Annotated in this window: 21 protein-coding genes and 3 pseudogenes; 16 read left to right on the top strand and 8 right to left on the bottom strand. The window is 65.5% G+C overall.

The features are described from left to right. Positions 1-22 precede the first annotated feature (22 nt). Positions 23-1,159, bottom strand: coding sequence for a GSCFA domain-containing protein (locus BG90_RS01200; protein ID WP_010114801.1), 1,137 nt, complete (start codon positions 1,157-1,159; stop codon positions 23-25). Continuing rightward, complete coding sequence (locus BG90_RS01205) at positions 1,156-2,010, bottom strand: WcbI family polysaccharide biosynthesis putative acetyltransferase (protein ID WP_038801941.1); 855 nt, start codon at positions 2,008-2,010, stop codon at positions 1,156-1,158. The genes BG90_RS01200 and BG90_RS01205 overlap by 4 nt, the downstream gene beginning before the upstream one ends. A gap of 563 nt (positions 2,011-2,573) precedes the next feature. On the opposite strand from BG90_RS01205, the gene BG90_RS01210 reads away from it, so the two are divergent. Both BG90_RS01210 and BG90_RS01215 read left to right on the top strand, forming a co-directional pair. After that, positions 2,574-3,206, top strand: coding sequence for a class I SAM-dependent methyltransferase (locus BG90_RS01210; protein ID WP_232288872.1), 633 nt, complete (start codon positions 2,574-2,576; stop codon positions 3,204-3,206). A gap of 135 nt (positions 3,207-3,341) precedes the next feature. Continuing rightward, entirely contained in the window at positions 3,342-4,799 is a 1,458-nt protein-coding gene (locus BG90_RS01215) for an aminotransferase-like domain-containing protein (RefSeq protein WP_010114797.1), read from the top strand. Between the two features lie 48 nt (positions 4,800-4,847). Here the strand turns inward: BG90_RS01215 and BG90_RS01220 are convergent, their stop codons facing one another. Beyond that, complete coding sequence (locus tag BG90_RS01220) at positions 4,848-5,036, bottom strand: DUF2970 domain-containing protein (protein ID WP_010102752.1); 189 nt, start codon at positions 5,034-5,036, stop codon at positions 4,848-4,850. A 365-nt stretch (positions 5,037-5,401) separates the two neighbouring features. On the opposite strand from BG90_RS01220, the pseudogene BG90_RS01225 reads away from it, so the two are divergent. The 3 genes and pseudogenes from BG90_RS01225 (at position 5,402) to BG90_RS01240 (ending at position 9,346) form a co-directional block, all read left to right on the top strand. Continuing rightward, positions 5,402-7,196: pseudogene (locus BG90_RS01225) on the top strand (nitrite/sulfite reductase). Beyond that, complete coding sequence (locus BG90_RS01230; RefSeq protein ID WP_010102750.1) at positions 7,193-7,600, top strand: DUF934 domain-containing protein; 408 nt, start codon at positions 7,193-7,195, stop codon at positions 7,598-7,600. The pseudogene BG90_RS01225 and the gene BG90_RS01230 overlap by 4 nt, the downstream one beginning before the upstream one ends. Before the next feature lie 573 nt (positions 7,601-8,173). After that, entirely contained in the window at positions 8,174-9,346 is a 1,173-nt protein-coding gene (locus BG90_RS01240) for a DUF2242 domain-containing protein (protein ID WP_010102746.1), read from the top strand. An 86-nt stretch (positions 9,347-9,432) separates the two neighbouring features. Here BG90_RS01240 and BG90_RS01245 read toward each other — a convergent pair whose 3' ends face one another. Continuing rightward, positions 9,433-10,206, bottom strand: coding sequence for an SDR family oxidoreductase (locus BG90_RS01245; RefSeq protein WP_010114793.1), 774 nt, complete (start codon positions 10,204-10,206; stop codon positions 9,433-9,435). Between the two features lie 248 nt (positions 10,207-10,454). On the opposite strand from BG90_RS01245, the gene BG90_RS01250 reads away from it, so the two are divergent. The 3 genes and pseudogenes from BG90_RS01250 to BG90_RS01260 all read left to right on the top strand — a co-directional run. Next, complete coding sequence (locus tag BG90_RS01250; RefSeq protein ID WP_010114792.1) at positions 10,455-11,378, top strand: LysR family transcriptional regulator; 924 nt, start codon at positions 10,455-10,457, stop codon at positions 11,376-11,378. 202 nt (positions 11,379-11,580) lie between these two features. Then, the gene (locus tag BG90_RS01255; protein ID WP_025989759.1) at positions 11,581-12,273 is read left to right on the top strand and encodes a DUF2239 family protein; all 693 of its coding nucleotides are present in this window, start codon (positions 11,581-11,583) and stop codon (positions 12,271-12,273) included. A 16-nt stretch (positions 12,274-12,289) separates the two neighbouring features. After that, positions 12,290-13,415: pseudogene (locus BG90_RS01260) on the top strand (carotenoid oxygenase family protein); the annotation flags it as partial. Here the strand turns inward: BG90_RS01260 and BG90_RS31520 are convergent. Then, a pseudogene (locus BG90_RS31520) lies at positions 13,394-13,636 on the bottom strand (GntR family transcriptional regulator); the annotation flags it as partial. The pseudogenes BG90_RS01260 and BG90_RS31520 sit on opposite strands and share 22 nt — an antisense overlap. Positions 13,637-13,756: 120 nt before the next feature. Between BG90_RS31520 and BG90_RS01265 the strand changes: the two are divergent. Beyond that, on the top strand, positions 13,757-14,395 hold the full coding sequence (locus BG90_RS01265; RefSeq protein ID WP_010102735.1) for an FMN-binding negative transcriptional regulator: 639 nt from the start codon (positions 13,757-13,759) through the stop codon (positions 14,393-14,395). Positions 14,396-14,678: 283 nt separating this feature from the next. Then, positions 14,679-14,843, top strand: a complete 165-nt coding sequence (locus BG90_RS36050; protein WP_158335876.1) for a hypothetical protein — start codon at positions 14,679-14,681, stop codon at positions 14,841-14,843. Between the two features lie 81 nt (positions 14,844-14,924). Here BG90_RS36050 and BG90_RS01270 read toward each other — a convergent pair whose 3' ends face one another. The 3 genes from BG90_RS01270 to BG90_RS36055 are packed head-to-tail and all read right to left on the bottom strand — an operon-like array spanning position 14,925 to position 16,745. Further along, positions 14,925-15,719, bottom strand: coding sequence for a DUF2182 domain-containing protein (locus BG90_RS01270; protein ID WP_010114787.1), 795 nt, complete (start codon positions 15,717-15,719; stop codon positions 14,925-14,927). A gap of 48 nt (positions 15,720-15,767) precedes the next feature. Next, positions 15,768-16,370, bottom strand: coding sequence for a DUF1326 domain-containing protein (locus tag BG90_RS01275; RefSeq protein WP_010114785.1), 603 nt, complete (start codon positions 16,368-16,370; stop codon positions 15,768-15,770). A gap of 48 nt (positions 16,371-16,418) precedes the next feature. After that, positions 16,419-16,745, bottom strand: coding sequence for a hypothetical protein (locus BG90_RS36055; protein ID WP_157135614.1), 327 nt, complete (start codon positions 16,743-16,745; stop codon positions 16,419-16,421). 344 nt (positions 16,746-17,089) lie between these two features. On the opposite strand from BG90_RS36055, the gene BG90_RS01280 reads away from it, so the two are divergent. The 6 genes from BG90_RS01280 to BG90_RS01305 all read left to right on the top strand — a co-directional run bounded on the left by BG90_RS01280 (position 17,090) and on the right by BG90_RS01305 (position 24,922). Continuing rightward, the gene (locus BG90_RS01280) at positions 17,090-18,454 is read left to right on the top strand and encodes a sensor domain-containing diguanylate cyclase (RefSeq protein WP_010114781.1); all 1,365 of its coding nucleotides are present in this window, start codon (positions 17,090-17,092) and stop codon (positions 18,452-18,454) included. A gap of 126 nt (positions 18,455-18,580) precedes the next feature. Then, positions 18,581-20,821 (top strand): glycosyltransferase, encoded by a 2,241-nt coding sequence (locus BG90_RS01285; protein ID WP_010114780.1) that lies wholly within the window; start codon positions 18,581-18,583, stop codon positions 20,819-20,821. After that, on the top strand, positions 20,748-21,461 hold the full coding sequence (gene bcsS, locus BG90_RS01290; protein ID WP_010114778.1) for a cellulose biosynthesis protein BcsS: 714 nt from the start codon (positions 20,748-20,750) through the stop codon (positions 21,459-21,461). The genes BG90_RS01285 and bcsS overlap by 74 nt, the downstream gene beginning before the upstream one ends. Before the next feature lie 148 nt (positions 21,462-21,609). Continuing rightward, a complete protein-coding gene (locus BG90_RS01295; protein ID WP_010114777.1) occupies positions 21,610-22,737 on the top strand; it encodes a hypothetical protein in 1,128 nt (375 codons plus the stop codon). Positions 22,738-23,108: 371 nt separating this feature from the next. After that, complete coding sequence (locus tag BG90_RS37110) at positions 23,109-23,540, top strand: hypothetical protein (protein ID WP_232288870.1); 432 nt, start codon at positions 23,109-23,111, stop codon at positions 23,538-23,540. A gap of 251 nt (positions 23,541-23,791) precedes the next feature. Continuing rightward, a complete protein-coding gene (locus BG90_RS01305) occupies positions 23,792-24,922 on the top strand; it encodes a porin (protein WP_010114776.1) in 1,131 nt (376 codons plus the stop codon). The last annotated feature ends 182 nt before the right edge of the window (positions 24,923-25,104 follow it).

Below are 25,104 nucleotides of genomic sequence, written 5' to 3' on the forward strand. Positions count from 1 at the left end.
TGATCGTCGAAACACGATCGGCCTAGCGAGAGACCCGCTCGATCAGCTCCTCGTCGCAGACCACGCTTCCGAGCGCAGGCGCAGCGGGCTGCGGACTCCCGGGAGACGACGCTTCGGCTTCGACGCTCGCGACGGCGGCAACCATCGCTGTCGCGCCCGCCGTCGCGGCAGCCGTAGCAGACGCTGCCGTTGCGGTCGCCGCTGCCGCATTTGTCGTGTAGTGCTCGAGGAAGCACCGCATCGCATGGCTCACGCCCATGCTGTTGATCTCACGCAAATCGTTTTCGTAATAGCGTCCCGCGTTGAAGTTGCCGGTGATGATCTCGTACGACGGGAAGTAGTCCACCCAGTCGAACTCGTTGCAGGCCATCTCCGCTGCGACTCTCAACACCGACTTGCTGTACGTGGTCGCGACGAGCGCGTTCTTGTTCTCGTAGGTCGCGATGAGCGGCACCGGCGACACCGTCAGCAGCACGTTGACGCGCGGATTCACTTCCTTGAGCTGGACGAGGAACGAACGCAGATCGCCCGCGACGTCGAACACGCTCAGGTTCGTGAAACGATATGCGCTATCGTCGTAGACGCCGCCCGCGACGCCCGGCGCGAGCGGAAACACTTCGCCGTACGCGCGGTTCGACCAGCTTTCGGTCAGACCCAGCGTGAACACGAAGACGTCCGACTCGACGAACATCGTCTTCACGTGCTGCAGATGCTCGGCGCGCGCGTCGGCGACCGCGCTTCTGCTGTCATGGCCTTCGGGCGTGACCGTCGGCCGGAACGCATCGACGTAGCGCCCGTCCGCCCGCTGCCATGCAACCTCCATTTTCGTGCGCCGCCCCATCGCCTCCTCGAAGAGCTGGAGTAGCTGACGCACCGTATAGAGGTTGCCGAAGCGCGCGGAAAACACGCCGTAGCCGAGCCGCGCGCGCTCGCCGGCCGGCAGATGCGCCCCCGCCTCCGGCACGAAGTAATTGAAGCCGATGCCGGACAGACGCCGCGAGATGTGCTGCGCGAAGCAACTGCCCGCCGTGCTCACCTTCTGCGCGGCGCCGATCGTGAATCTCGGCTCGACGACCGGATCGAACGCGTGCATGTCGACGTTCGCGACCGCCTTGCGCCAGAACTGGTGCGGCGGAAGATGCGTGTAGGGATTCGTCACAGTGCGGCCTCGATGGTTTGCAGCGCGCTCGCGAGATGCGGGCTGTTGCCGAGCAGCTGGTCCTTGTCGAAGTTCGCATACGCCGCGAACGATCCTTCGATGAACTCTTCGAGCGTCAGCAACTGATAGTTCAGGCCCTTGAACAGATAGCTTCCGCGCCCGGCGCCGAAGCGCTCGGCCAGCTCGGGGAAGACCGGATAAACGGGCGCCTGGACCAGCGTGTCGTGCGGAACGATGCCCGAATCGATGACGCGGTCCCCCGCGACCTTCCTCGCGACCATCAACGCGACGTCGTATAGCGCATGCGCCTTCGGATGATTCATGCTGTGCATGAACGAGCCGCCGCGCGTCCACTTGCTCAATTCGGAAGAAAGATCCCAGCCGTACTCCGCATACATGTCGAGAAAGATCTTCCTCTCGACGTCCCAAAGCGCGAAATACTGAAGCGTCTCGTAAGTCTCCTCGTTGAAGAACGCCTTGGCCTGCTCGGCCGTGCAGCCGAGCTTGTAGGCGGCAAAAATGATCGTCGAATGATAATCATCGAGTGGCGTTTTTACCGATTTTCCTTCGTGAAATACGTTTTGCAAATCCGGATGATAGGCGCGGAACCGGATGGCCGGCAGCAGCGTCACATTCGGCAACGCGGAAAAATCGACGATCCCTAACTGCTGGATTTCCGGATTGACAATTATGTGATCGTAGGTCGCAACCTGCTGCCGCCAGAAATCCGCATTGGCCTGGAAGCCCCAGTAGTCGCACGCATCGACTTTCACATGGGGGCAAATCATAGACAGCGACTGCATTACGCCGGCAGTCTGGCAATTCGATATGACCAGCCACTTTTCTTTCACGGCGCTTCTCGTTGAAATATTGTTGAAGGACTCCTACCTTGCAGAGGTCATATTACATCACGGGAAGATTATTTATTTTTCAAATAAATTAATGATACGAAACTGTTGCAATGCAATATAAGTGCTATTGGAAGCGGGTCCCTGCCAGTTCGCCATTGACGAACCTGATTCGGCCGAGCGGATTGCTTCAATCTACCTCAGGATCCCTAAGATGCGGATTCCGAATCGTCTCCTTCTTCGCGATACCGAAGGAACATTCGATGCGCGCATCCTCGCAGCAAACGTGCAACGCTTCGCTCGGCCGCGCTTGACGAACGATCGGAGGAATACGAGCATACCGCCCCTTCGATCATCGGGTTTACCGCCTCCCTTTCCAATATCTACCGCATGCCTTTCGTAAGAGTGTCACAAATACCGGACGCTTCGGCTAAAATGCCGCGAACCGATTTTGCGCGACCTTTCTTGGGGGGAAAATGGATATCCGCAATGGAGCTGTTGCGTCGCATGACAAAATCAATATCGGCTGCGGCCACGACAAGCGGCCAGACTATTTGAACGTCGACATGGACCCGACGTGCCAGCCCGACATCCTGATTACCGACAACAATTTCAGCGAGCTGCCGCGAAAGCAATTCAGCGAATTGCTCGCCAAGGATGTCATCGAGCACATTCCGCGCGCCGAAACGGCGAACGCGATTCTCGAATGGGCCGATCTCATCGCGCCGGGCGGCGTGCTCGAGCTCGAGACATCGAGCATCCTCGGTGTCGCCGACCTGATCCAGCAGCATCAGAACTACGCCGATCAGGAGAAATTCACGAGCTTCCTGTTCGGCAATCAAGTCCACGCGGGCGACTTTCACTACACGGGCTTCACCGAATCGACGCTGAAGGCGCACGTCATCGCCGCCGGTTTCGAGATCGACGAATTCAAGCTCGTCGATCACTGGCTCTTCGCCGTGCGCGCGTCGAAGCAGACGGACTGGACGCACCTGATCGACACGGCGGCCGCCGAGCCCAACCGGGCATTCATCGACATCGCCTATCGCGAGATCCTGTTTCGCGAGCCCGAGGCGTTCTTCCTCGAAATCGACCTCGCCGTGCTCGACGGCGGCACGTGCTCGCGACGCGATTTCCTGAAGAAGCTCTACGCGAGCGAGGAGCGCCGTCTGCGCGTCGCGATGCGGCACGGCCTGTAGTCGCTCGCTCGCGCGCTCGCCGCCGCCCCGCCGCGGCTTTTCTTTTGCGGCACCGCATAAGACAATGAGCCGCCGTGCCGGCACGGCGCCAGCCGGCCGCCGCCGGCGCGCCGCCGTTCAATCCGCTCTTCGTCGATGAAACGTTACGAAACGCTCGCCCGCGCGATGGCCGACGACATCCGCTCCGGCAACATCGCGGCCGGCATGCGCATGCCGTCGCTGCGCCAGATGATCGCCCAACATCGCGTCAGCCAGTCGACGGTGTTTCGTGCGTACTACCTGCTCGAGCAGTGGGGCTTGATCCGCGCGCGCGAACGCTCGGGCTACTACGTCGCGCACAGCGCGCAGGCGAGCACCGGCGCGAGCACCGGCCGCACGGCGCCGGCCGTCCCGGAGACACGCGGCGGCGCGCCCGCCGAATCGCGCAAGGTCGACATCAGCGATCTCGTGTTCTCCGTGCTCGAAGCCGCGACGCATCCGGGCATCGCGCCGCTCGGCTCCGCGTTTCCGTCGCCGCACCTGTTTCCGCTGCCGCGCCTCGCGAAATCGCTCGCGCAAGCAACGCGGCTCGTGAGCCCGTGGAGCGCCGTCGTCGATCTGCCGCCCGGCAACGAGCAGTTGCGCCGCCAGATCGCGCTGCGCTACCTCGGCATCGGCGTATCGCAGCCGATCGACGAGATCGTCGTGACGAACGGCGCGCTCGAGGCGCTCAATCTCTGTCTGATGGCCGTCACGCGGCCCGGCGACGTGGTCGCCGTCGAGGCGCCCGGCTTCTATGCGGCGCTGCAGGCGATCGAGCGGCTCGACCTGCGCGCGGTCGAGATTCCGGTCGATCCGCGCACGGGCCTCGACCTCGACGCGCTCGCGGCGGCGCTCGACCGCCACGACGTGCGCGCGTGCTGGTTCATGACGAACTTCCAGAATCCGACAGGCGTCACGCTGCCGGTCGACAAGAAGAAAGCGCTCGTCGATCTGCTCGCCGCGCGCGAGGTGCCGCTGATCGAAGACGATGTCTACGGCGAGCTGCACCACGGGCCGGACTATCCGCCGCCCGCGCGCGCATTCGACAAGCACGGGCTCGTCATGCACTGCAGCTCGTTCTCGAAGACGCTCGCGCCCGGCTACCGGATCGGCTGGGCGTCGGCCGGCCGCTTCGCCGAAAGGGTGCGGCGGCTCAAGTTGATGACGACGCTGTCCGCGAGCATTCCCGCGCAGGCCGGCATCGCCGATTATCTCGAGCACGGCGGCTACGACCGGCATCTGCGCAAGCTGCGCGGCGCGCTGCGCAGCCAGATAGCGCGGATGAACGATGCGCTGATGCGCCGTCTGCCGCCCGACGTGCACTGGACGCTGCCCGACGGCGGCTATTTCCTGTGGCTGGCGTTTCCCGACGCGATCGACGCGATGGAGCTGCATCGCCAGGCGATCCGGCGCGGCGTCAGCGTCGCGCCGGGACCGCTCTTTTCCGCCGCGCATGCTTTCGAGCGCTGCGTGCGGCTCAACTTCGGCCATCCGTGGACCGCCGGCGTCGACGACGCGATCCGCATCGTCGGCGAGCTCGTCGCGCAGCCGTCCGTGCGCAAGCGGCGCTGACTGCCCGCGCACGATATCGAGCGCTCATGCGGCGGGCCGGCCCCGCGCTCAGTGCATCATGGTGGTCGCGATCTTCGCCATCGCAAACAGGAAGCCGCCGAAGCAGGCGGCGAGCATCACCGCCATCACCGGCACCCAGGGCAGCTTCACCGACGCGAGATCGGCCTGATGCTCGGCCCCCTTGCGCACGCCGAAGAAACTCCACAGCACCATTCGCAACATTCTCGCCAGCCCCATCGCAATCCTCCGCTATCGCGGCCAACGGAATCGAGCCGCTCTTCATGCGCATCACGATAGACGCACGCGTCGAGCGATGAAAGCAGCAGTTCGCGACTGTTTTCGCGCAGCAGCTTCGCGGCGCGTCACCGCGCGCCGTCGCTCGGCCGCCGCTTCACCGCCGCGGCCATCGCCGCTGCGCCGCCTTCTCGCGAATCCCGCGCCGCGGCTGCGCATCCGCATCTGCTGCGCAAGATTCGCTCGAATCTGCTGCTTGTTTCGCGCAGCCGCGCTCCCTACTCTTTGAGACCTTCGCGCCGCCGCTGCGGCGCATCACGATCGACGCGCATCGTCGCGCGTCCTGCCCACCGCATTTTTTTTCAACCATGTACCGATACACCGAGTTCGACAAGGCGTTCGTGCGCAGCCGCGCCGCCCAGTTTCGCGATCAGGTCGATCGCTGGCAGCAAGGCGCGCTGAGCGAAGACGCATTCCGCCCGCTGCGCCTGCAGAACGGCTGGTACGTGCAGCGCCACGCGCCGATGCTGCGCGTCGCGGTGCCGTACGGCGAGTTGTCGAGCGCGCAGATCCGCGTGCTCGCCCGCATCGCGCGCGACTACGACGTGCCGGACCCCGCGCTCTACCGCGCCGCTTGCGATGCGCAAGCGCGGCTCGGCACCGCGCGCCTGCCGACGCGCAACGCGCACTTCACGACGCGCACGAACGTGCAGTTCAACTGGATTCCGCTGTCGAAGGCGGCCGACGTGATGGATCTCCTCGCGACCGTCGACATGCACGGCATCCAGACGAGCGGCAACTGCATCCGCAACATCTCGTGCGACGAGCGCGCGGGCGTCGCGCCCGACGAAATCGCCGATCCGCGGCCGTTCGCCGAAGTGATGCGCCAATGGACGACGCTGCATCCCGAATTCGCGTTCCTGCCGCGCAAGTTCAAGATCGCGATCACCGGCGCGGCCGAGGATCGCGCGGCGACCGACTGGCACGACGTCGGCCTGAAGCTCGTGCGCGACGCGGCGGGCGAGCTCGGCTTTCGCGTGAGCGTCGGCGGCGGCATGGGGCGCACGCCGATGACGGCGACGCTCTTGCGCGCATTCCTGCCGTGGCGGCACGTGATGAACTACATCGAGGCGGTCGTGCGCGTCTACAACCGCTACGGCCGCCGCGACAACAAGTACAAGGCGCGCCTCAAGATCCTCGTGAAAGCCGAAGGCCGGCGCTATCTCGATGACGTCGAGGAAGAGTTTCGGCAGATCGTCGAGCACGACGGCGGGCCGCACACGATTACGCAGGCGGAGCTCGATCGCGTGAGCGCGTCGTTCGTGCCGCCCGCGCCGCCGCGGCGATCGGCCGATGCCGATGCCGGTGCCGCGCTCGCGCGCGTGCGAACGCTCGCCGCCCCCCCTGCCTGCGTTCGCGCGCTGGCTCGAGCGCAACGTCGCGCGACACAAGGATCCTTCACTGCGGATCGTCACGCTGTCGTTCAAGCGCCGGCTCCAGGCGCCCGGCGACGCATCGCCCGAACAGCTCGACGCGCTCGCCCACCTCGTCGACCGCTTCTCCGCCGGCGAGGCGCGCGTCACGCACGCGCAGAACGTCGTGCTGCCGTGGGTGCACGTCGACGATCTGCATCCTCTGTGGGAAGCGGCGCGCGACGCGGGCCTCGCGAGCGCGAACGCGCGCCTCCTGACCGACATGATCGCGTGCCCCGGCGGCGACTTCTGCGCGCTCGCGAATGCGCGCTCGATCCCGATCGCCGACGCGATCGCCGAGCGCTTCGACGATCTCGACGAGTTGAACGACATCGGCGACATCGGCCTGCACATCAGCGGCTGCATCAACTCGTGCGGACACCATCACAGCGGCCACATCGGCATTCTCGGCGTCGACAAGGACGGCGACGAGTGGTACCAGGTGACGCTCGGCGGCTCCGACGGCACGGCCGCGAGCGGCCCCGCGCAGCCGGGCAAGGTGATCGGGCCGTCGTTCTCGGCCGACGAGATCGTCGACGTCGTCGACGCGATCGTCGCGACCTATCTGCGCGTACGGCAGACCGAAGCGGGACGCCGCGAGCGCTTCATCGACGCGTACCGGCGCGTCGGCCCGGAACCCTTCAGGGCCGCCGCGAACGCGGCGCGCCATTTCGCGACGAGCGCCGCATGAATCCGCAGAACCGCCTCCGCTTGCTGACCGCGAGCGCCCACGACGAAGAGACGCGCGCCGCGCCGGCGAGCGGCGACGCGACGCTCGCCGTGTCGAACGACGAGGATCTGACGCCGCTTGCGGCGCGCATCGCGCGCGCGACACGCATCGACCTGCATTTTCCGGCGTTCACCGACGGCCGCGCATACAGCCAGGCGTATCTGCTGCGCAAGCGCTTCGGCTTCACGGGCGACCTGCGCGCGACGGGCGACGTGCTGATCGATCAACTGCTGCAGATGGAGCGGATGGGCTTTTCGAGCGCCGTGCTCGCCGACGGCGCCGACATCGACGCCGCGCGGCGGCAGCTCGAACGGTTCGCCGGGTTCTATCAGCGCGGCGTATCGGCGCAAGCAAACGCGCATTAACGCGTGACGGACGGCGCTGTGCCGGATCACGCGAACGGACGACGAGATCCGCACCGATGAAAACGCCCGGCATCCGCCGCATTCGGCCGATTCGCCGCCGGCACGCGACGGCGGCGTCCCAAGCGTCGACGCCGCCGCCGGGGACCGCCGTATTCGACGCTGCGCCCGTTGCGGAGCGACGGCCCGTCGCGCGCCGAACGATACGGGAACCGTGCTTGCATACGGACGCCGCGGTGCGCCGGCAGCCGTGGCGAATCCGCGCGGCCGACGCGCGCCGGCTCCGCTGAACCGGCGTCACGCGATGCGTGTCGCGGCGCGATCATTCGCGTCGAAAGGCGTACGAAAGAACGGTCCGTGACGGTTGCGATCGCGCGTTCATGCTGCCGCGCATCAAGAAAAACTATAATAGCCGGCTCGCCATGCCACATCGCGTCGGCCGACACGGCGTGCGGAAGGCCCCGCGGATCGCCGCGCCGATTCGCTCGCGCGCCCGCGCCGATCGGCGGCGTCGAGCCCGGGCGCCCCGCCCGGGCCCGCTCGCGCGGCGCATGACCGGCCCCTTTGAATTACGCCATGCACAACCGATTCCGACCGTTCCTCGTCCCGTCCGCCGTTGCGATCGCGACCGTGCTGTCCGCCTGCTCGTCCGCGCCCAAGCCCCTGTATCAGCAGGAGCAATTCGACGCGACCGCGAGCCCGTACGCGCGCACGTTCCGCGAAAAATCGGCCGCGACGTGCGAAGCCGCACGCCGCGCGCTGCTGAGCCAGGGCTATATGGCGAGCGCGACGCGCCCGGACGCGGTCGAAGGCAGCAAGAACTTCCAGCCGAGCAACGACTCGCACGTCGTCATCGAATTCCACGTCGTGTGCGCGGACGCGGACGTCGACGGCGCGTCGAGCATCGCCTACGTGAACGCCGTGCAGGACCGCTACTCGCTGAAGAAGAGCAACACGTCGGCGAGCGTCGGACTGAGCGTGTTCGGCTCGCTGTCGCTGCCGATCGGCTCGAGCGACGACGCGATGGTCAAGATCGCGAGCGAGACCATTCCCGCCGGCGTGTTCTACGAACGCTTCTTCAATCTCGTCGATCACTTTCTGAAGATCGATCCGACGCGGCGCGACAAGGCCGCGATCAAGGCGGCCGAGAAGGAACGCGTCGCGCCGCTGCCGGAGCCGGCGGAGACGGCCGAAGGCGCGCCGTTGAAGCTGAAGACGCCGGCCGCGCCGACGCCGCCGGCGGAGCCCGTGCATCCGTCCGCGGCCGCGCCCGAGGGGGCGCCGGCGGCGGCTTCGATGCCTGCTGCTGCGTCGGCTCCCGCGACGGCGTCCATGCCCGCACCGAAGTCCGCGCAGCCGCCCGCTTCCGCGCCTGCGGCAACTTCGGCTCCGGCGTCCGCGTCCGCGCCTGCCGCGGCATCGGCTCCCGCGCCGACGTCCGCACCGGCGCCGACCGCCCCGCCTGCTCCGGCGCCTTCAGCGAGCCCTTCGTCGTCGATCACGCCGTCGGCGGCGCCGGTGGCGTCGTCGTCTCAATCGGCGCAGCCGTCGATTTCGGCGCCGCCGATCGCACCGCCGCCCGAGTCGGCCACCAATGCGCCCGTCCCGGCGGAAACGACGCAGGCGGAGACCGCCACGCCGACAGCGGCCGGCGGCGCACATGCACCTGCACCGGCGCCCGCCGTGACGGACCCAGCGACTACGGAAAACGCAACGCAATCCGCCGCCAACGACGTCAACGCGAACTGATCGCCCTTCCCCGCCAGATCTCCCGCCGATCGCCACGCATCGGACGCAAGCTTCTCCGCGTCGTACCGCGTCGCCTGCTTTGTCGCTTACTTCGTCGTATGCCCGCCGTTGATCAGGATCGTCTGCCCGGTGACCCACCACCCGTCGCTGACGAGATGGCGAATGAACGGCACGACATCCTCGATGTCGGTCAGCCCCGTCTTCGAGAACGGCGACAACGCGGCGGCCGTCTTGTGATACGCGACCGCGTCCGCGCCTTCGGCCGGATAGAAGAACGGCGTGTCCATCGGGCCGGGGCCGACCGCCGTCACCGAAATGCCGCGCGCGCCGAATTCCTTCGCCGCCGCGCGCGTGAAGTGCTCGACGGGCGCCTTCATCCCCGCGTAGGCCGCGTAGAACGGCGTGAACGCGCCGAGCAGCGACGTCACGAGCGTGAGGATCTTGCCGTTGTCGTTGACGTGCTTGCCCGCTTCCCTCAGGAAGAAGAACGCCGACTTCGAATTGACGGCCGCCATCTCGTCGTATTCGGCTTCGGTGATCTCGACGAACGGCTTCTTCAGCACCTTGCCGACCGTGTTGATCGCGATGTCCGGACGGCCGACCGCCGACACCGCGTCGGCGAACAGCTTCTCGACGGCGCCCGCCGTCGTCAGGTCCGCCTGCAGCGCGACCGCCTGCGCGCCCGCCGCCTTAACGGCGGCGACAGTCGCTTCCGCATCGGCCTTCGTGCCCGGGCTGTTGTAATGGATCACGACCGCCTTCGCGCCATGCTCGGCGAGATCGCGCGCGATCAATCCACCGAGATTCTTCGCGCCGCCCGCGACGATGACGGTTTTGCCCTTGATGCTGTGGTCTGCCATGGTTGCTCTCCGTTTCCGACACGCGAGGCCGCCGGATGCCGCCTCGCATGCGTTCGAATGATATATTCCATAAAATCCTTATAAAGCCATCACTTCTGACATCACCCGTCAGAGAAATCGAACAATTACCGATTGCCGCACGCTCGATCCCACGACGATGACCCAGCTCGCTCTCTTACCCGCGCCGTTCGCCGCGCCCGGCACGCGTCGCGCGCCGTCTCCGCTCGCGCTTCGCCACGGAGACGCCGATGGATCGCATTGACCTCTTTCGCGTGTTCGCGCGCGTCGTCGAATGCGCGAACTTCACGCGCGCGGCCGACACGCTCGGGATGCCGCGCTCGTCGGTGTCGGCGGCGATCCAGGAACTGGAGGGCCGGGTCGGCGCGCGGCTCCTCAACCGGACGACCCGCAAGGTGACGCCGACGCAGGATGGCACCGCGCTCTACGAGCGCTGCCTGCGCCTCATCGCCGACGTCGAGGAAACCGAGAACCTGTTCCGTCATTCGACCGTCGGGCCGAGCGGCACGCTGCGCGTCGACATGCCGGGCCGCATCGGACGCCTGATCGTCGCGCCCGCGCTGCCCGGGTTTCTCGACCAATATCCGCAGATCAGCATCGATCTCGGCGTCACCGATCGCACGGTGAATCTGATCGAGGAGCGCGTCGACTGCGCGCTGCGCGTCGGCACGCTGAGCGACTCGGGCCTCATTGCGCGCGCGATCGGCGACCTGCCGCTCATCAACGTCGCGAGCCCCGCGTATCTCGCGCGCCACGGCGTGCCGCGCACGCCCGCCGATCTCGCGCGCCATCGGCCGATCAACTACGCATCGCCGTCGAGCGGGCGCGTCGCGCCTTGGGAATGGGTCGAAGGCGATACGGTCGAGCGGCTCGCGCTGCAGGGGCGCGTGACCGTGAACAGCGCGGAGGCTTATATCGCGTGCTGCCTGTCGGGACTCGGGCTCATCCAGATTCCCGCGTACGACGTCGACACGCATCTGCGCGCGGGCGAGCTCGTCGAAGTGCTGCCGGACCATCGCGCGGCGCCGATGCCGATGACGCTGCTCTATCCGCATCGGCAGCATCTGTCTCGGCGGTTTCACGTGTTCGCGGATTGGCTGGAGACGCTGCTGAAGGCGACGGTCCTTGTAGGTTGGGGCGCTCGCCGCGCCTGATTTCGGCAGGCGCGGCGGGCGCCGCATCGGCTGTCAGGCTGCGTGCTTGCTCGGCTTGCTCGGCTTGCTCGGCTTGCTCGGCTTGCTCGGCTTGCTCGGCTTGCTCGGCTTGCTCGGCGGCAAATATTATCCGGGTATTATTGACTGTCAATTTATACCCGGGTATAAATTCGCATTGTTCGAATTTTTCGAGGTCAATGCAATGATGAGCGCCCCTCTCCCTTCCCACATCGCCTTCGACGGCTATCGGCGGCTTGCGGCCGGCCCGCTGTCGACGGTTGCAATCGCAGTCAAGCGGGCCGTCGAAAACGACGCCGTCGGCGGCACGGTCCTGATCTTCGACAACGCGACCGGGCGCTCGATCGACATCGACACGCGAGGCTCGGACGACGACATCACGGCCCGCTACGCGCAGGCCGCGCAGGCCGAGTCGGCCGACGACGCCGACGCGCGACGCGACGGCGCGGCTCGCGAATCCGCCTCCGGCGCACCCGACGCGCCCGACGCAAATGGCGGCACGAGCGAGCCGCGCGGCCGCGGCCGTCCGAAGCTCGGCGTCGTCGCCCGCGAAGTCACGCTGCTGCCGCGCCATTGGGAATGGCTCGCAACGCAGCCGGGCGGCGCGTCCGTCGTGCTGCGCCGCCTCGTCGACGAAGCCCGCCGCACGCACGCGCACCAGGACCGCAACCGCCGGACGCAGGAGCGCGCGTACCACTTCATGTCGGCGATCGCGGGCGACATGCCCGGCTTCGAGGAGGCGACGCGCGCGCTCTTCGCGAACGACGGCGCGCGCCTGCGCGAACGGGTCGCCGCGTGGCCCGCCGACGTGCGCGACCACGCGATCGCGCTTGCGTTCGCGAACGACGACGCCACGCCGCCGCCCGCCGCGCGCTGAATCCACGCCCGAGAACATGACAGCCATAGACTTGAATGCGGGCGCATTGGCGCCCGTCGCCGACGAAGTCGACCTCGTCGACCTTCCGGTGACCGGCGCGATTCCGCGCGACCTGAACGGCGTACTCGTGCGCAACGGGCCCAATCCGCTGCGCGGCTGCTTCGAAGGCGACGACGTGCTGTCGTGGTGGCCGGAAGACGCGATGCTGCACGCGGTGGCGCTCCAGGACGGCCGCGCGGCGCGCTACCGGAATCGCCGGGCGCGCACGCAGCGCTGGGCGCGCGTGTACGCCCCGGATCGCGCGCCGTCGCTCGTCGACACGAATCCGAACGTCAACGTGCTCATTCACGCGGGCGAAATCCTCGCCCTCGCCGAAGGCGGCGCGCCGCTCGCGATCACGGCCGGCCTCGACAGCCTCGGCGCGTCGCGCCGCCATCCGGGTCTCGCGCACGGAATGGCGGCGCATCCGAAAGTCGATCCGCAAACCGGCGAGCTGATCGCGTTTCGCGCCGACTGGAGCAGACCGTGGCTGCGCTACGGCGTAGCGGACGCGGCGGGCGTGCAGACCGTCGACATCGACATCGAGGGGCCGGCGCCGTCGATGGTGCACGACATCGCGATCACCGCGACGCACAGCATCGTGTTCGACTTGAACGCCGCATACGACTTCTCGATGCTGTCGCGCGGCCACCGGATGCCGCTGCGCTGGCACGACGAGCGCCGCGCGCGCATCGGCGTCCTGCCGCGTCACGGCGGCGACGTGCGCTGGTTCGACATCGCGCCGTGCTTCATCCAGCACGCAGTCAATACATACGACGGGGATCGTTCGGCAATCGTGCTCGACGTCGTCCGCTATCCGTGGTTCCTGCGCGTCGCCGGCGGCGGCCGCGCGTTCGACGACAACCCGGTCGGCGTGCTGTGGCGCTACGTGATCGATCGCGACACGGGGATCGTCGCCGAGCAGCCGCTCGACGACGCCGGCATCGAGCTGCCCCGCATCAACGAGCCGGGCCGGCCGCCGCCATCGCTTCCTGTACGCGACGGAGCAGCCGACCCATGCGGAGCCGCGCGGTGTCGTGCGCTACGACGTCGATGCCGGGTCGACGCAGCGCTACCGGGTGCCGCCGGGCAACTCCAGAAACTCCTCCGCGATCAGTTGCTCGTACGCATCGACCACCGTGCCGCGCGCAATCCGCAGCGAAGCCGCGAGCAGCCGCGTGGACGGCAGCGCATCGCCGGGTTTGACGTCGCCCTTGCGGACGGCGTCCCGCAGCGCCTGCGCCAACTGCCGACTCAGGTTTCCGGCCGAGCGGTCGAGCACGCCGATCGACGCAATCTCAATGATCCGGGCGATTCTCGCCATCATTCCGGTTCATCAGAAGATATCCAAATTGGCTCTACAGAATAAATCCGTTTCGCACGACAATGGCTGAATCATTCAACCCCGCGCGCTGCGCAAACGCAGCCCGACCGTGGAGCCGCCATGTACGTCCCCGCCCATTTCGACGAGCGTCGCACCGACGTCCTGCACGCACTAATCACGCAACACCCGTTCGGGATCCTGATCACGCACGGAACGGGCGGACTCGACGCGAACCACATTCCGTTCGAGCTCGCCGCCGGCGAAGGACCACTCGGCGTGCTGAGCGCGCACGTCGCTCGCGCGAATCCGATATGGCAGGACGTGTCGGGCGGCGACGAGGTGCTCGTCGTGTTCCGTGCGGGCGACGCGTACATTTCGCCGACCTGGTATCCGAGCAAGCACGCGTTCCACCGGCAAGTGCCGACGTGGAACTATGTCGTCGTCCATGCTCACGGACGCATCACCGTTCGCGACGACGAGAAATTCGTGCGCGGCGTGGTCGCCCGGCTGACGCGCACGCACGAGGCAGCGCTGCCCGAGCCGTGGAAGATGATCGACGCGCCGAAGGACTACATCGACACGATGCTCCAGTCGATCGTCGGCCTGCAGATCGACATTACGCGGCTCGTCGGCAAATACAAGCTCGGGCAGAACAAGGAAGTGCGCGACATCCGCGGGGCCGCCGAAGCACTGAAGGCGCGCGGGAACGATCTGATCGGCGATGCGATGCTCGCACGGGCGACGGAGAAACCGGAATAAGCGAGCCGGTGTCGCCGTCGCGCGCATTTCGTTCCCGATCCTGAATGTCGTCATCCTTGAACGCCGTCTCGATCGTTGCCCCAGCGTCGCCGGTCATGTGCCGGCAATTCGGCGGCATTCGATCGCATTCCTGACGAGCTTTTCAACGAAGCGGAAAACGGGCGGTCGCCGTTCCGATCCGCCGATGCTCGCGTCGCCCCGCCACCGCGCCACTCGTTCAGGGCAAGTCTGTTTTCAGCGGGCCGAACGCGAAGCGACCATCGCCGGAAGACACGAAACGAGCATGTCGCCGGCACAAGCAGTTGGCGGCGACGTTCGATCCATAACCGAGCCCCGCTATCGCCTGCTCGAGGCCGCCCCGCCGCGCGTCGCGGTGCCGGCATTGCGCGCAGCGCCCCGCTACGCGGCCGATGCGGCATCGGCCGCGCCGGTCGTGATCCGCTCGTGAGCGTCCCTCCACTGTCATAAGGTCCGATTCGATCGCGCCGCGGACGGGCTAACGCGCACGCCCTCGCACCGCACCCGCGGATCAAACCAGGCGAAGTCCCGTCACGACGATCGACGCCGCCCATCCGAGCAACGCGACACCCAGTGGCGCGCTCAATCGCCCGCCACGCGGCAGATTCTTCTCGACCGCCATCACGGCCCCGAGCGCCAGCATCCAGCCGACGCTGCCCGCCCCCACTGCAAACATCAGACACATCAGCATCCAGCAGCATCCGACGCAAAAGAGGCCGTGCCGCACGCCGAGCAGGAAGCTGTCCCGCCGCGCGCTTCCGCCCCGCCACTGCTCGCTGACGAACATCAGCGGCGACCGGCACTTGTCGAGGCATCGATACTTGAGCGAACTGAATTGATAAGCGCCGGCGAGCGTCATCACGATCGCGCCGACTAGCCATCCGTGCCATGCAAGCCACGGCGTGCGCCGCGCAAGCGCGTGCAGGCCGGCGTCGCCCGCATCGACGGCCAGCCCGAACATGCTCCACACCGCGAGATAGCCGAGCACCACCAGCAGCATCAGACGGTTCCGGTCCGGCCGCGCGGCCGTCAGGCGCTCGAACGTTCGCAACAGCGGAAGCACGGTCGGCAACATCATCGCGACGATCATCAGCAGCCACGCGGCGGCATGCAGCATCGCGGGCACGATCGCATCGCCCGCCGGAATCAGCCGGCATAACCCGGCGAGATTCGTTTCGGACCAGTCGACATGGTGGAGAAAGCGCGCGTAAGGGCTGCTATCCCACATCCACAGCGTGACCCATGCCGCGGCGATCATCGCGATCGCCAGCGGCACGAACACGCGGCGCGACGATGTTGCGTTCATGGCGAGGCACGGCTCGCATGCGCAAGACCGCGTCGGCGTGGATACGTATCACGAATGGAACGTGAAGAAACCCTGGATCGCATTCTGCCCGCTCAGATCGAGATCGATGCCGAGCTTCTGTTCACGCATGCGAAACGTGCTGGCCTTGCCGACGTAGGCCGGCGATCCGGGAATCGTCGAGAAGATGCTCTCGACGAGCTTCGTCGGCTCGCCGGTCGGCCCCAGATAGGGTTCGAGCTCCGCGTACGTGGTGTTGCCCACTTTGAGCGTGCCCTTGCCGTCGCGCACGTCGAAATCGATCGCCGCGCGCTCGATCGCGACGATGTCGCCGAAGAGCTGCGAGAAGTCGGCAAGCGGCCCGCCGCGTTCGCCGCGATAGACGCTCGCGAGCGCGTCGAACTGCGCGTCGGTCGCGCGATCGTCGATGAAGATGATCACCCGCCAATTGCCCTGCAGAATGTTGCCCGGAACGAACGCGGCGAATGCGACCGTCAGCCCCGACACGTCCACGTCGTCGACCCTTCCCTTGTCGTAGTGGTAGGCGACCGTCGCCCGACACGTGCCGTTGTCCGGATCCTCGCCGATCCAGCACGGGCAAAGCACCTTGCAATCGCACACTTCCAGTATGCGTCCCTCCAGGCTGTAGCTCATGATGACCTCCACCGCGACGAAACCACCGGATTCGAGCCGGTCCATCGGTTAACTATATTCACGTTGATTCGACACGGCGGGCCGTTCGCGGCATATGAAAACCCTAGGCGGACCGTACGGCGATTCGTCTTGTTTTTGCCGTCGTTCGCGTTCGCCGTTCGCCGTTTTTCCATTTACCGAGCACCGCATCGATGCGATGCGATCGGCTTGCAATCCGCGTTCGCGTTTCGGGATGTCGAGCGCGTCTCGAAACGGGTTGCCGCGACAAATCGCGCCGCGCCGGATGCGCGCGGCCACCGCCTGCAGGGTGCCGGACCGCAACGCATCCAACGCGCCGATCAGTCCCGCGTCGCTCGCTTCGACTACTCGCGACACGCATCCGGATGAGCGTCACGGCCCGCCGGCGCGCACGTTCGCCGCGCACGAATGTTTCATCACCCATTTCGCGGCTCGCGTCTGCTGCTCAAAGTTGAACAATCGGCCGTTTCGGCCACGCGTCCGAGTGCATGAAACCGGTATGACCGTATTGTCAAACGAATGGCGCCGCCTATACTCTCGTCAGACAAGCGATTAACGAATAGCGGTACGAGGCAGCGCGACACCAGACGTGACGGCGTTTCGCCGCAAGACGTTCCGCGCTGGTTTCCCACATCGAAATACGGAACAGCGTTGCGGAGGCCACCGTGAGCACTGTCTTCACCGCCCATGAATCGCCGCGCGTGATCGGCACGATCGCCCGGATCTATACCGCATGCATGCTGATCGGCTTCGCGCTCGCGCCCGCGATCCTGATCGCATATCTGTGGTACTTCATCGACCCGCACCTGACATTCGAGAATCATCAGTTTCACGAACTGGCGATCGCCGCCGCGACGCTCGAGGGCCTCTTCGTCACCTACGTGACCTGGCGCTGCTACCTGTCGTCGGGCGAGCCGCTGCTGCGCTGGCTCACGCTCGGCTTTTTCGGCTTCGCATTGATCTATTCGCTGCACGGCGCATTCACCGGGATGGCTCATCGGAACATCTGGCTATTCCTGCTGTACGGGCCGGCGTCGCGCCTCGTGATGTCGCTCCTGCTGCTTATCGGGCAACTGACTTACTTCAAGGACGCCGAACCGCGCGAGCGGCGTACGCAGCGCTCGACCTGGCTGCCGTGGATCGCCGGCTACGTCGTCGTCTGCCTCATCGTCGCCGCGATCGCGTATTCGCCGATCGCCGGCAATCTCTGGACGCGGGTGTCGATGGAGGGCGGCGCGATGATCGTGTCGCTCGCCAACGTCGCACTGCTGCTCGTGCGCCGCATCCGCACGCCGCTGATGCTCGTCTATGGAATCTCGGTGATGTGGTTCGCGCTGTCGTCGGTCGCATTCATTCTCGGCAAGCCCTGGAATCATATGTGGTGGCTCGCGCATGCGATCTTCGCAAGCGGATTCTTCCTGCTGAGCTTCGGCGTCGTTCAGGCGCTGATGACGTCCCGCTCATTCTCAACCGTCTACAGCCAGCAGGATCTGATGGCGCGGCTCGCCGAATCGATGGCGCGCACCGAAGGCGCATTGCAGGAGCTCAAGCGCACCAATCAGAAACTCGAGCATCTCGCGACCACCGATCCGCTGACGGGCGCATCGAACCGCCGCAAGTTCATCGAGCAGATGCAGGCGGAGATCGCGCGCGCGAAGCGGGACGGCACCGCGTTTTCGCTGCTGGCGCTCGACCTCGACAATTTCAAGACGATCAACGACAACTACGGCCACCAGGTCGGCGACGTCGTGCTGCGCAATTTCGTGCGGCAATGTCTCACCGCGATCCGCCCGTACGATCACATCGCGCGAGTCGGCGGCGAGGAGTTCATGGTGCTGCTGCCGCGGATGCTCGCCGACGCCGCGAGCGGAATCGCCGAGCGCGTCCGGACTTCGATCGCGAACGCATCGTTCGGCATCGACGGCAGGCATACGCCCGTGACCGTGAGCATCGGCGTATCTCAATACGGACGCGACGGCGACACCGTCGACGAGATCCTGAGCGCCGCAGACAAGCTGCTCTATCGCGCGAAGCACGAAGGCCGCAATCGCGTCGTCGCTTCGTAAGCCGAAGAACGCGCGCCTCGAGCCATCCGCCCGCTCGAGTCGTCGATGCGGAAAGCTCGTCGCTCGAATCAACCACATCCGGATCGTCGTCGCGACGACATTCGGTCGAGGGGGCCTATGCGAGACATGCCGATCAAACGCCCGCCGTCGTATCTGTCGATACTCGCCGCGGCCTACGTGATAAGCGGGATATGGTACCTGGGCTGGCGCGTCACCGTGATCAACTGGCACGTGCCGTTGTTCTCGGTGCCGCTTTATTGCGCGGAACTGTTCGGCTTCGTCAGCGGGCTGCTGTTTCTGCTGATGACGTATCGTCAGGCAGCCCGAATAGTGCCTGCGTCGCCCGACGGCTTGACGGTCGACGTGTTCGTCCCGACGTACAACGAATCGGTCGACCTCGTGCGTCAGACGCTGCTTGCCGCGCTGCGCATCGATTATCCGCACAAGACCTGGCTGCTCGACGACGGCAATCGCGAATCGATGCGCGCGCTCGCTCGCGAACTCGGATGCGAGTACCTGGCCCGCGCGCAGAACACTCACGCCAAGGCAGGCAACCTGAACCACGCACTGTCGCACAGCCAAGGCGAGTTCGTCGCGATCTTCGACGCGGATCACGCACCGCGCAAGGACTTCCTCAAGCGCACGCTCGGCTACTTCAAGGACCCCGCGGTCGCCTTCGTCCAGACGCCGCAGGATTTCTACAACACCGATTCCTTCAACCACCGCGCATCCGGCCGATGGCTGTGGAGCGAGCAATCCCTGTTCTTCAAGGTGATCCAGCGCGGCAAGGACACCTGGAATGCCGCGTTCTTCTGCGGAAGCTGCGCGGTACTGCGGCGCAGCGCGGTCGAAGCGGTGGGCGGATTCGCGGTCGACACCGTCACCGAGGACATCCACACGTCGCTCAGGCTGCATCAAAAGGGATACAAATCGGTCTATCAGCCGGAATCGCTCGCGTTCGGCCTCGCGCCTCACAGCATCGACGCCTACTTGGCCCAGCGGCTGCGTTGGGGCATGGGAGCGATGCAAATGTTCCGACGCGAGCGCATCCTGACGGGCCGCGGGCTCACGCTCGCGCAGCGGCTCAATTATCTGGCGTCGATTCTCGTTTATTTCGAGGGCTGGCAGAAGCTCGTCTTCTACGTGTCGTCGCCCGCCGTGTTTTTCTTCGGCATCCTGCCGATCACCGCGCCGATGCGGGAATTCATCGCGTACTTCCTGCTCTATTACATTCTTTCCCTGGTCGTATATGTGAAGTTCGCGCGCGGCTACGGCGCGCTGTTCGTGAACGAGCAGTACGAGATGGCCAGGTTCTTCACGTTCGTCCTGACGTCGTTCGGGTTCTTTCGCCGGAAGATCCGCTTTTCGGTCACGAACAAGAAACTGTCGATCGCGGGGCGAGCGTGGCTATGGCTCGTGCCGACGACCGCCATCGCGGTCGTCACGATACTCGGCCTGCCGATCGGCTTCTACCGGACCGCGAACGGCACGCTGACGGCGAGCGTCGACATCGCCAACTCGCTGTGGTCGCTCAACAACATCGTGACGGCGCTTGCGATCATCCGATTCAGTCTGCATCGCGCGCGCAATCGACGCGCCGAATATCGTTTCCCGCTGCACATCCCGATGCGCGTCACGTACGGCGGGCACGGCTCGCTCGGGCTGACGGAAAACCTGTCGACGCAAGGCTCGCTCTATGCCGGCATCGCCGCGTCGACACCGCCGCCCGGCGCATCCATCGACATCGCGCTCTATCTGCCCAACCTCACCGTGCAGACGCGTGCGACGGTCACCTCCGTCGACCTCGATCCGCACGCCCCCGACGCCGAATGCAGGTTCGGATTGCGATTCGACTGGGAGCCCGCGGAGGCGGTTCATCTGCTCGAGGCGTTTCTGTTCGGCAGCAGCCTGCAGTTCGACTGGGGCGCCGGAAAAGTCCCGCCGCCGACATGGTTCGCGCGTCTCACCGGCAATCGCGAAAACCACGTCGGCCTGTTCGACAAGCACTTCCGCTGGCGTGCGGGGCTGCTGTATCAACAGTCGTTGCGCGAACCGGTTCCCGTCGCGATCGCCTATCTCGCCCACGACGTCGACGACGTGCGGTTGATCGCCAGCATCGCCGAATGCGAGATCGACGCGCGCACCATGCTGACGCAGCATGTCTCGGACGCCGAGCGCTCCGACTGGATCGCATTGGAAAAAAGAGAGGAACTCGAAACGCCGACAGGCTCGATGTACTTCTACGACGTCAAAGCACACGATGCATCAACCGACCATGCGAGCGACACAAGCCATGCCCCTCATCGCGCCGATCAAACCGAGGACTTCGCTCCGGCTCCTGTTCATCGCGGCCTTCGCCATTTCTAGCGAAGCGGCCGTCGCCGGCGAGCCGCTGCTGTTCGGCGGCGCGTCGATCGGCGAGCAAGGCGAGCGCTACGAGTACCTGGGCGGTGTCGCACCGTTCTTCTCGAGCCGCTATCTGGTCGATCGTCTCGCGATCGGCGATTACTACTATCGATACGGCGCCAACGGCGAAACGGTGCGCGTACGCGGGCAAAGCGTCGAACTCGCGCTCGGCGCGCAGACGGCGTGGCAAGGCGGATGGATCGAGCTTTCGGCGGGCGGCCGCTATCGCCACAATCACGTCAGCCCGCCCGGCGCGAACGCGCACGCCGACGGGAGCCAATTCGGCTTCGTGGTCGGCCTGCAAGGCCAGCATCAGTTCGGACGCGACTGGGCGGTGCATGGCATCGCCAACTATACGTTCGGTCCCGACGCATACTGGAGCCGGCTGCGGTTTCTGCATCGCGCGTTCGGCAATGCGTGGGCCGGCGTCGAAGTGATCAGGCACGGCGACCCCGACTATCACGCGACACAGGGCGGACTCGTGCTGACGGGCATTCAGCTCGGCGCGGGATTCACGATCGGCGGCTTTGCCGGCGTGAACAAGACGAAGGGGCAGCCGCGTTCGGTCTATGGTGGAGTCGAGTTGACCAAGCAGTTTTAGGACGCTTGCCGCGCAACTCGCGCATGCGGCAAGCGCGCCATTCAGTTCTCTCGATACGTGCCGATAACCCGGTCGGGCCGCTTGGCCGATGCGGCGCGCGCCGCGCTTTCGCATTCGCCAGCCATCACGACGACAACCGATTCCAACGATGAAACATCCTGATAGAACGACGTGGCGCAATAACCTGTCCGTTTTCAAGAACCGCTATCTGCGCATGCCGCCGCCGAAGATGGAGGCAGGCCGATTCGGGTGGGCCAAGCGGTGGTTTTTCGACTGGCTGGTTCCGACGGGCGCATCCGCGTACGCGGCCTATCACCTGACCATCGCGTTCGTGCGGCATTACCGGACGATCTCGCCGCCAATCGCCGGGCATGACGTTCCACTCGATGTGATGTCCGAATTGATGTCGCTCGCCAATTCGAAGTACTTTGCATACGCGAGCACGGCGTTGGTCGTGACATTCATCGCGCTCTTGTTCCATCGGCTGTTGAAGCGGCCGGTTCCCGGCAAATGGCTGAACCGGCGCAAACGGCCGATCATCCGGCCGCTGCCCTTCACGCTCGGCTTCCTTGCGGGCAAATTGCTCGCCTTCGCGGTTCCGGCGCTCGCTGTCGCGGTTGCGGCTTATGCGTCGGAAGGCGCGATCTGGGCGATTGCTCCCGTCGCAGTGCCGATCGCCATCCTCTCCGCCGCTTACTACTACTTGCTGTACGACGAGGTGCGGCCGCCCGCCATCGTCAGTCTTTCGTTTCATCGGCCACGACAGGCCGCCGCGATGCCCGACGAGACGAGCAGCGCGCCGACGGTCGGCATCGGCGCTTGGCGCGACGCTCATACCGAACTGCAGGACGACGCAAACGCGATCGCGGACGCAGCGGGCGGCATGTGCGGGCAAAACATCTTCGTATCGCACGACATCGAGGATATCGCGATCGCCGTCGCATTGAGCTTCGGCGAAGACCATTTGTCTGCGGACCAGAAACGAGCGCTCGACGCGCAAATCGACCGCGTGCTGCGCAAATGGCGAGCGAAAGGGTATGAGAGCGGCTCGCTGCACGATGCGAGGAAAATGCCCGATCCCGCCGAGACATCGGTTCCCGACGACATGTTCTGGGTGCCGCAATCCGAGCGCGTCATCCGGCATGGAACGATGCTGCTCAAAGCCCAGGCCGGGTACGACGTACGGGTCATCAGCGATGCGGCCGGCAGTACGCATGCAGTCGGTTCACGCGGACGCGCTCGGCAACGCCGAGAGCGCACGTTCGAGTTCGTTTGACGGACGCGACCGGAGGTTCGGCTTCAGTGGAAAGCTCGCCGTTGGGCTCGGCCATTGGCCTGTCGCGTGCACGACACTGCTCGCGCTGAACGACTTGTTGCCATATCCGTCGCGTCGTGCGAATCCTCGCACCAGCATGGCCTTCATGCCCGGCCGCGCCAAATCGACGACGCCGGATCGCACGGAGTACGGTTCGGCTATCGACATCGAGCGCGATCCGCTCGCGCCGGCTACCCTCTTCCTGCTTTACGCCGCTCCGCATCGCGCGGCGGCACTTGGTTTACGCGATTTTTTCGGATGCGTGCGCACTCTATACACCGAATCGTCCCGCCGATTCTTAGAATGCCCGTCATGTTCCAGACGAGATCTCCGTGACGCAGGCCGCACCGTGGCGCGAAGACAAACGCATGAAGCCGCTCAGACTCCACTCCGATTCGATCGCACTGCCTTCCTTCCACGCATCGAGGTCGACCGTTCGTGATCGAACCGTCCCGATCCGGCCGGGTACGAGCAAGACGGATCATCGGGTTCTGATGTCGATACGCGTCCGCACCGCAAACCTGACCGAGGTGCGCCGCCTGCTGCATCGGGTGCTGGGTCCCGCGCTCGACATCTACACGGCGGTCATCGACAACAAGACCGGACAAGCATGCCTGCAACTGGAATTGGCGAGAGCGTGCGTATCCGACGCGATGTCGTCGATCATGTGCGTCCTGCCGGAAGCCGAGTTCGGCACGATCCGCCGCTCGGCGCGTCCGCCCGCATCCCGTGCGCCCACGACGCGCATGCGCGCAACCGATTGATCGTTGTCGGCTTGTCCCAAGTTGCAACGGGAAGCCTCATTTCATGGCAGCAACGATTCGACACGTGGCGTCGAAATAGCCCGAAGGCAATCGATCGACTCGCCTCGGGCCTTCGGTTCACATGCACCTTTCCGACAAGCGTCACGGGCGTTAGGCGGACGTCTCGAGCATCGAGACGTCGCGCCGGACGCCGGTTGCGCTTGAAGGTCGTTTAGTCTTCCTTTTCGATCGAGCCTCTCAAAGATCCCAATATGAAGAAACAAGTCATCGGCGCGGTTTACGCCACTCTGTTCGGCGCAGCCGCGACGGCACACGCGCAAAGCAGCGTCACGCTCTACGGCCTGCTGGACGCGAGCATCGCGTACACAAACAATCAGTCGGGCAAGAGTGCGTGGCAGCAAGGCAGCGGCCTGCTGTCGAACACGGTGTTCGGCCTGAGCGGCGCCGAGGATCTGGGCCGCGCACTGCGCGCGATCTTCCGGCTCGAAAGCGGATTCAATCTCAACAATGGTTCGCCATCCTACAAGAACACCGTGTTCGGACGCCGCGCGTACGTCGGCTTGCAGAGCGACGACTACGGCACGTTGACGTTCGGCCGGCAATACGATTCGGTTGTCGATTACCTCGGACCGATGGCGCTCGCGAGCAATGGCGACGGCAACAATCTGGCCGCCCATCCATTCGACAACGACAACATCGACGATTCGTTCTACATCGACAACGCGGTCAAATACGCGAGCCCTGCTGTCGCCGGAGTGCAATTCGGCGCCATGTACGGATTCAGCAACCAGGCAGGCTTTTCGCACAACCGCGCCTACAGCGCCGGCGTGTCGTACGGCAACGGACCGATCAGTCTTGCCGCCGCTTATCTGCAGCTCAACCGTGGCGGCGCGACGGCAAACGGCGCGCTCTCGACCAACGACATGCCGAACTTTCCGGCCGCGCGCCAGCGCGTGATGGGCGCAGGCGGCAGCTATACGTTCGACCGCGCGACCGTCGGCGTCCTCTGGACCCACGCGATGCTCGACGATACCGCCCCGGCGTCGCCGCCGGGCGCGATGCGGACGCTGCGTTTCGACAACTACGAGATCAACGCGCGCTACGCGCTGACGCCAGCCATGTCGCTCGCGGGTGCTTATACGTTCACCGACGGTCGGTACGACGGCGCCGCGCCCGCAGGCGATCCCAAGTGGCACCAGGTCACGCTGATGGCGGATTACGCGTTGAGCAAGCGCACGGACGTGTACGCGGAAGCGGTGTACCAGCGCCAATTCGGCGTGTCGTCGGATGCGACGCTCGGATTTGCGTCCATCAACGGCTTGGGGGCATCGTCGACGAATACGCAGGTCACGGCTACCGTGGGTATCCGGCATCGTTTTTGACACGCGCAGAGAGCGGAACCGCCATTCGAATGCCGCTCGACGCGCCTATCGAGCGTCTCCTGATAGCTGATCGCAGTGTTTCGGCGACGCTGATGTTGTCGCGGGGGCGAGCGTCCAGGCGGCGCGCGCGATAATCAGCAATCGCTACGCCGGTGTGCGTGCGTGACATGACGGAGTGCCGC

Source organism: Burkholderia oklahomensis C6786 (assembly GCF_000959365.1).
Classification (GTDB): domain Bacteria; phylum Pseudomonadota; class Gammaproteobacteria; order Burkholderiales; family Burkholderiaceae; genus Burkholderia; species Burkholderia oklahomensis.

What these genes read in the sequence shown, in the direction of transcription:
- BG90_RS01215 (WP_010114797.1), top strand. Translation starts at nt 3,342, where the DNA reads ATGAAACGTTACGAAACGCTCGCCCGCGCGATGGCCGACGACATCCGC.
- BG90_RS36050 (WP_158335876.1), top strand. Translation starts at nt 14,679, where the DNA reads ATGTCGCCGGCACAAGCAGTTGGCGGCGACGTTCGATCCATAACCGAG.
- BG90_RS01245 (WP_010114793.1), bottom strand. Translation starts at nt 10,206, where the DNA reads ATGGCAGACCACAGCATCAAGGGCAAAACCGTCATCGTCGCGGGCGGC.
- BG90_RS01275 (WP_010114785.1), bottom strand. Translation starts at nt 16,370, where the DNA reads ATGAGCTACAGCCTGGAGGGACGCATACTGGAAGTGTGCGATTGCAAG.
- BG90_RS01270 (WP_010114787.1), bottom strand. Translation starts at nt 15,719, where the DNA reads ATGAACGCAACATCGTCGCGCCGCGTGTTCGTGCCGCTGGCGATCGCG.
- BG90_RS01240 (WP_010102746.1), top strand. Translation starts at nt 8,174, where the DNA reads ATGCACAACCGATTCCGACCGTTCCTCGTCCCGTCCGCCGTTGCGATC.
- BG90_RS01210 (WP_232288872.1), top strand. Translation starts at nt 2,574, where the DNA reads ATGGACCCGACGTGCCAGCCCGACATCCTGATTACCGACAACAATTTC.
- BG90_RS01250 (WP_010114792.1), top strand. Translation starts at nt 10,455, where the DNA reads ATGGATCGCATTGACCTCTTTCGCGTGTTCGCGCGCGTCGTCGAATGC.
- BG90_RS01220 (WP_010102752.1), bottom strand. Translation starts at nt 5,036, where the DNA reads ATGGGGCTGGCGAGAATGTTGCGAATGGTGCTGTGGAGTTTCTTCGGC.
- bcsS (WP_010114778.1), top strand. Translation starts at nt 20,748, where the DNA reads ATGCCCCTCATCGCGCCGATCAAACCGAGGACTTCGCTCCGGCTCCTG.
- BG90_RS01255 (WP_025989759.1), top strand. Translation starts at nt 11,581, where the DNA reads ATGATGAGCGCCCCTCTCCCTTCCCACATCGCCTTCGACGGCTATCGG.
- BG90_RS01230 (WP_010102750.1), top strand. Translation starts at nt 7,193, where the DNA reads ATGAATCCGCAGAACCGCCTCCGCTTGCTGACCGCGAGCGCCCACGAC.
- BG90_RS01295 (WP_010114777.1), top strand. Translation starts at nt 21,610, where the DNA reads ATGAAACATCCTGATAGAACGACGTGGCGCAATAACCTGTCCGTTTTC.
- BG90_RS01305 (WP_010114776.1), top strand. Translation starts at nt 23,792, where the DNA reads ATGAAGAAACAAGTCATCGGCGCGGTTTACGCCACTCTGTTCGGCGCA.
- BG90_RS01265 (WP_010102735.1), top strand. Translation starts at nt 13,757, where the DNA reads ATGTACGTCCCCGCCCATTTCGACGAGCGTCGCACCGACGTCCTGCAC.
- BG90_RS01285 (WP_010114780.1), top strand. Translation starts at nt 18,581, where the DNA reads ATGCCGATCAAACGCCCGCCGTCGTATCTGTCGATACTCGCCGCGGCC.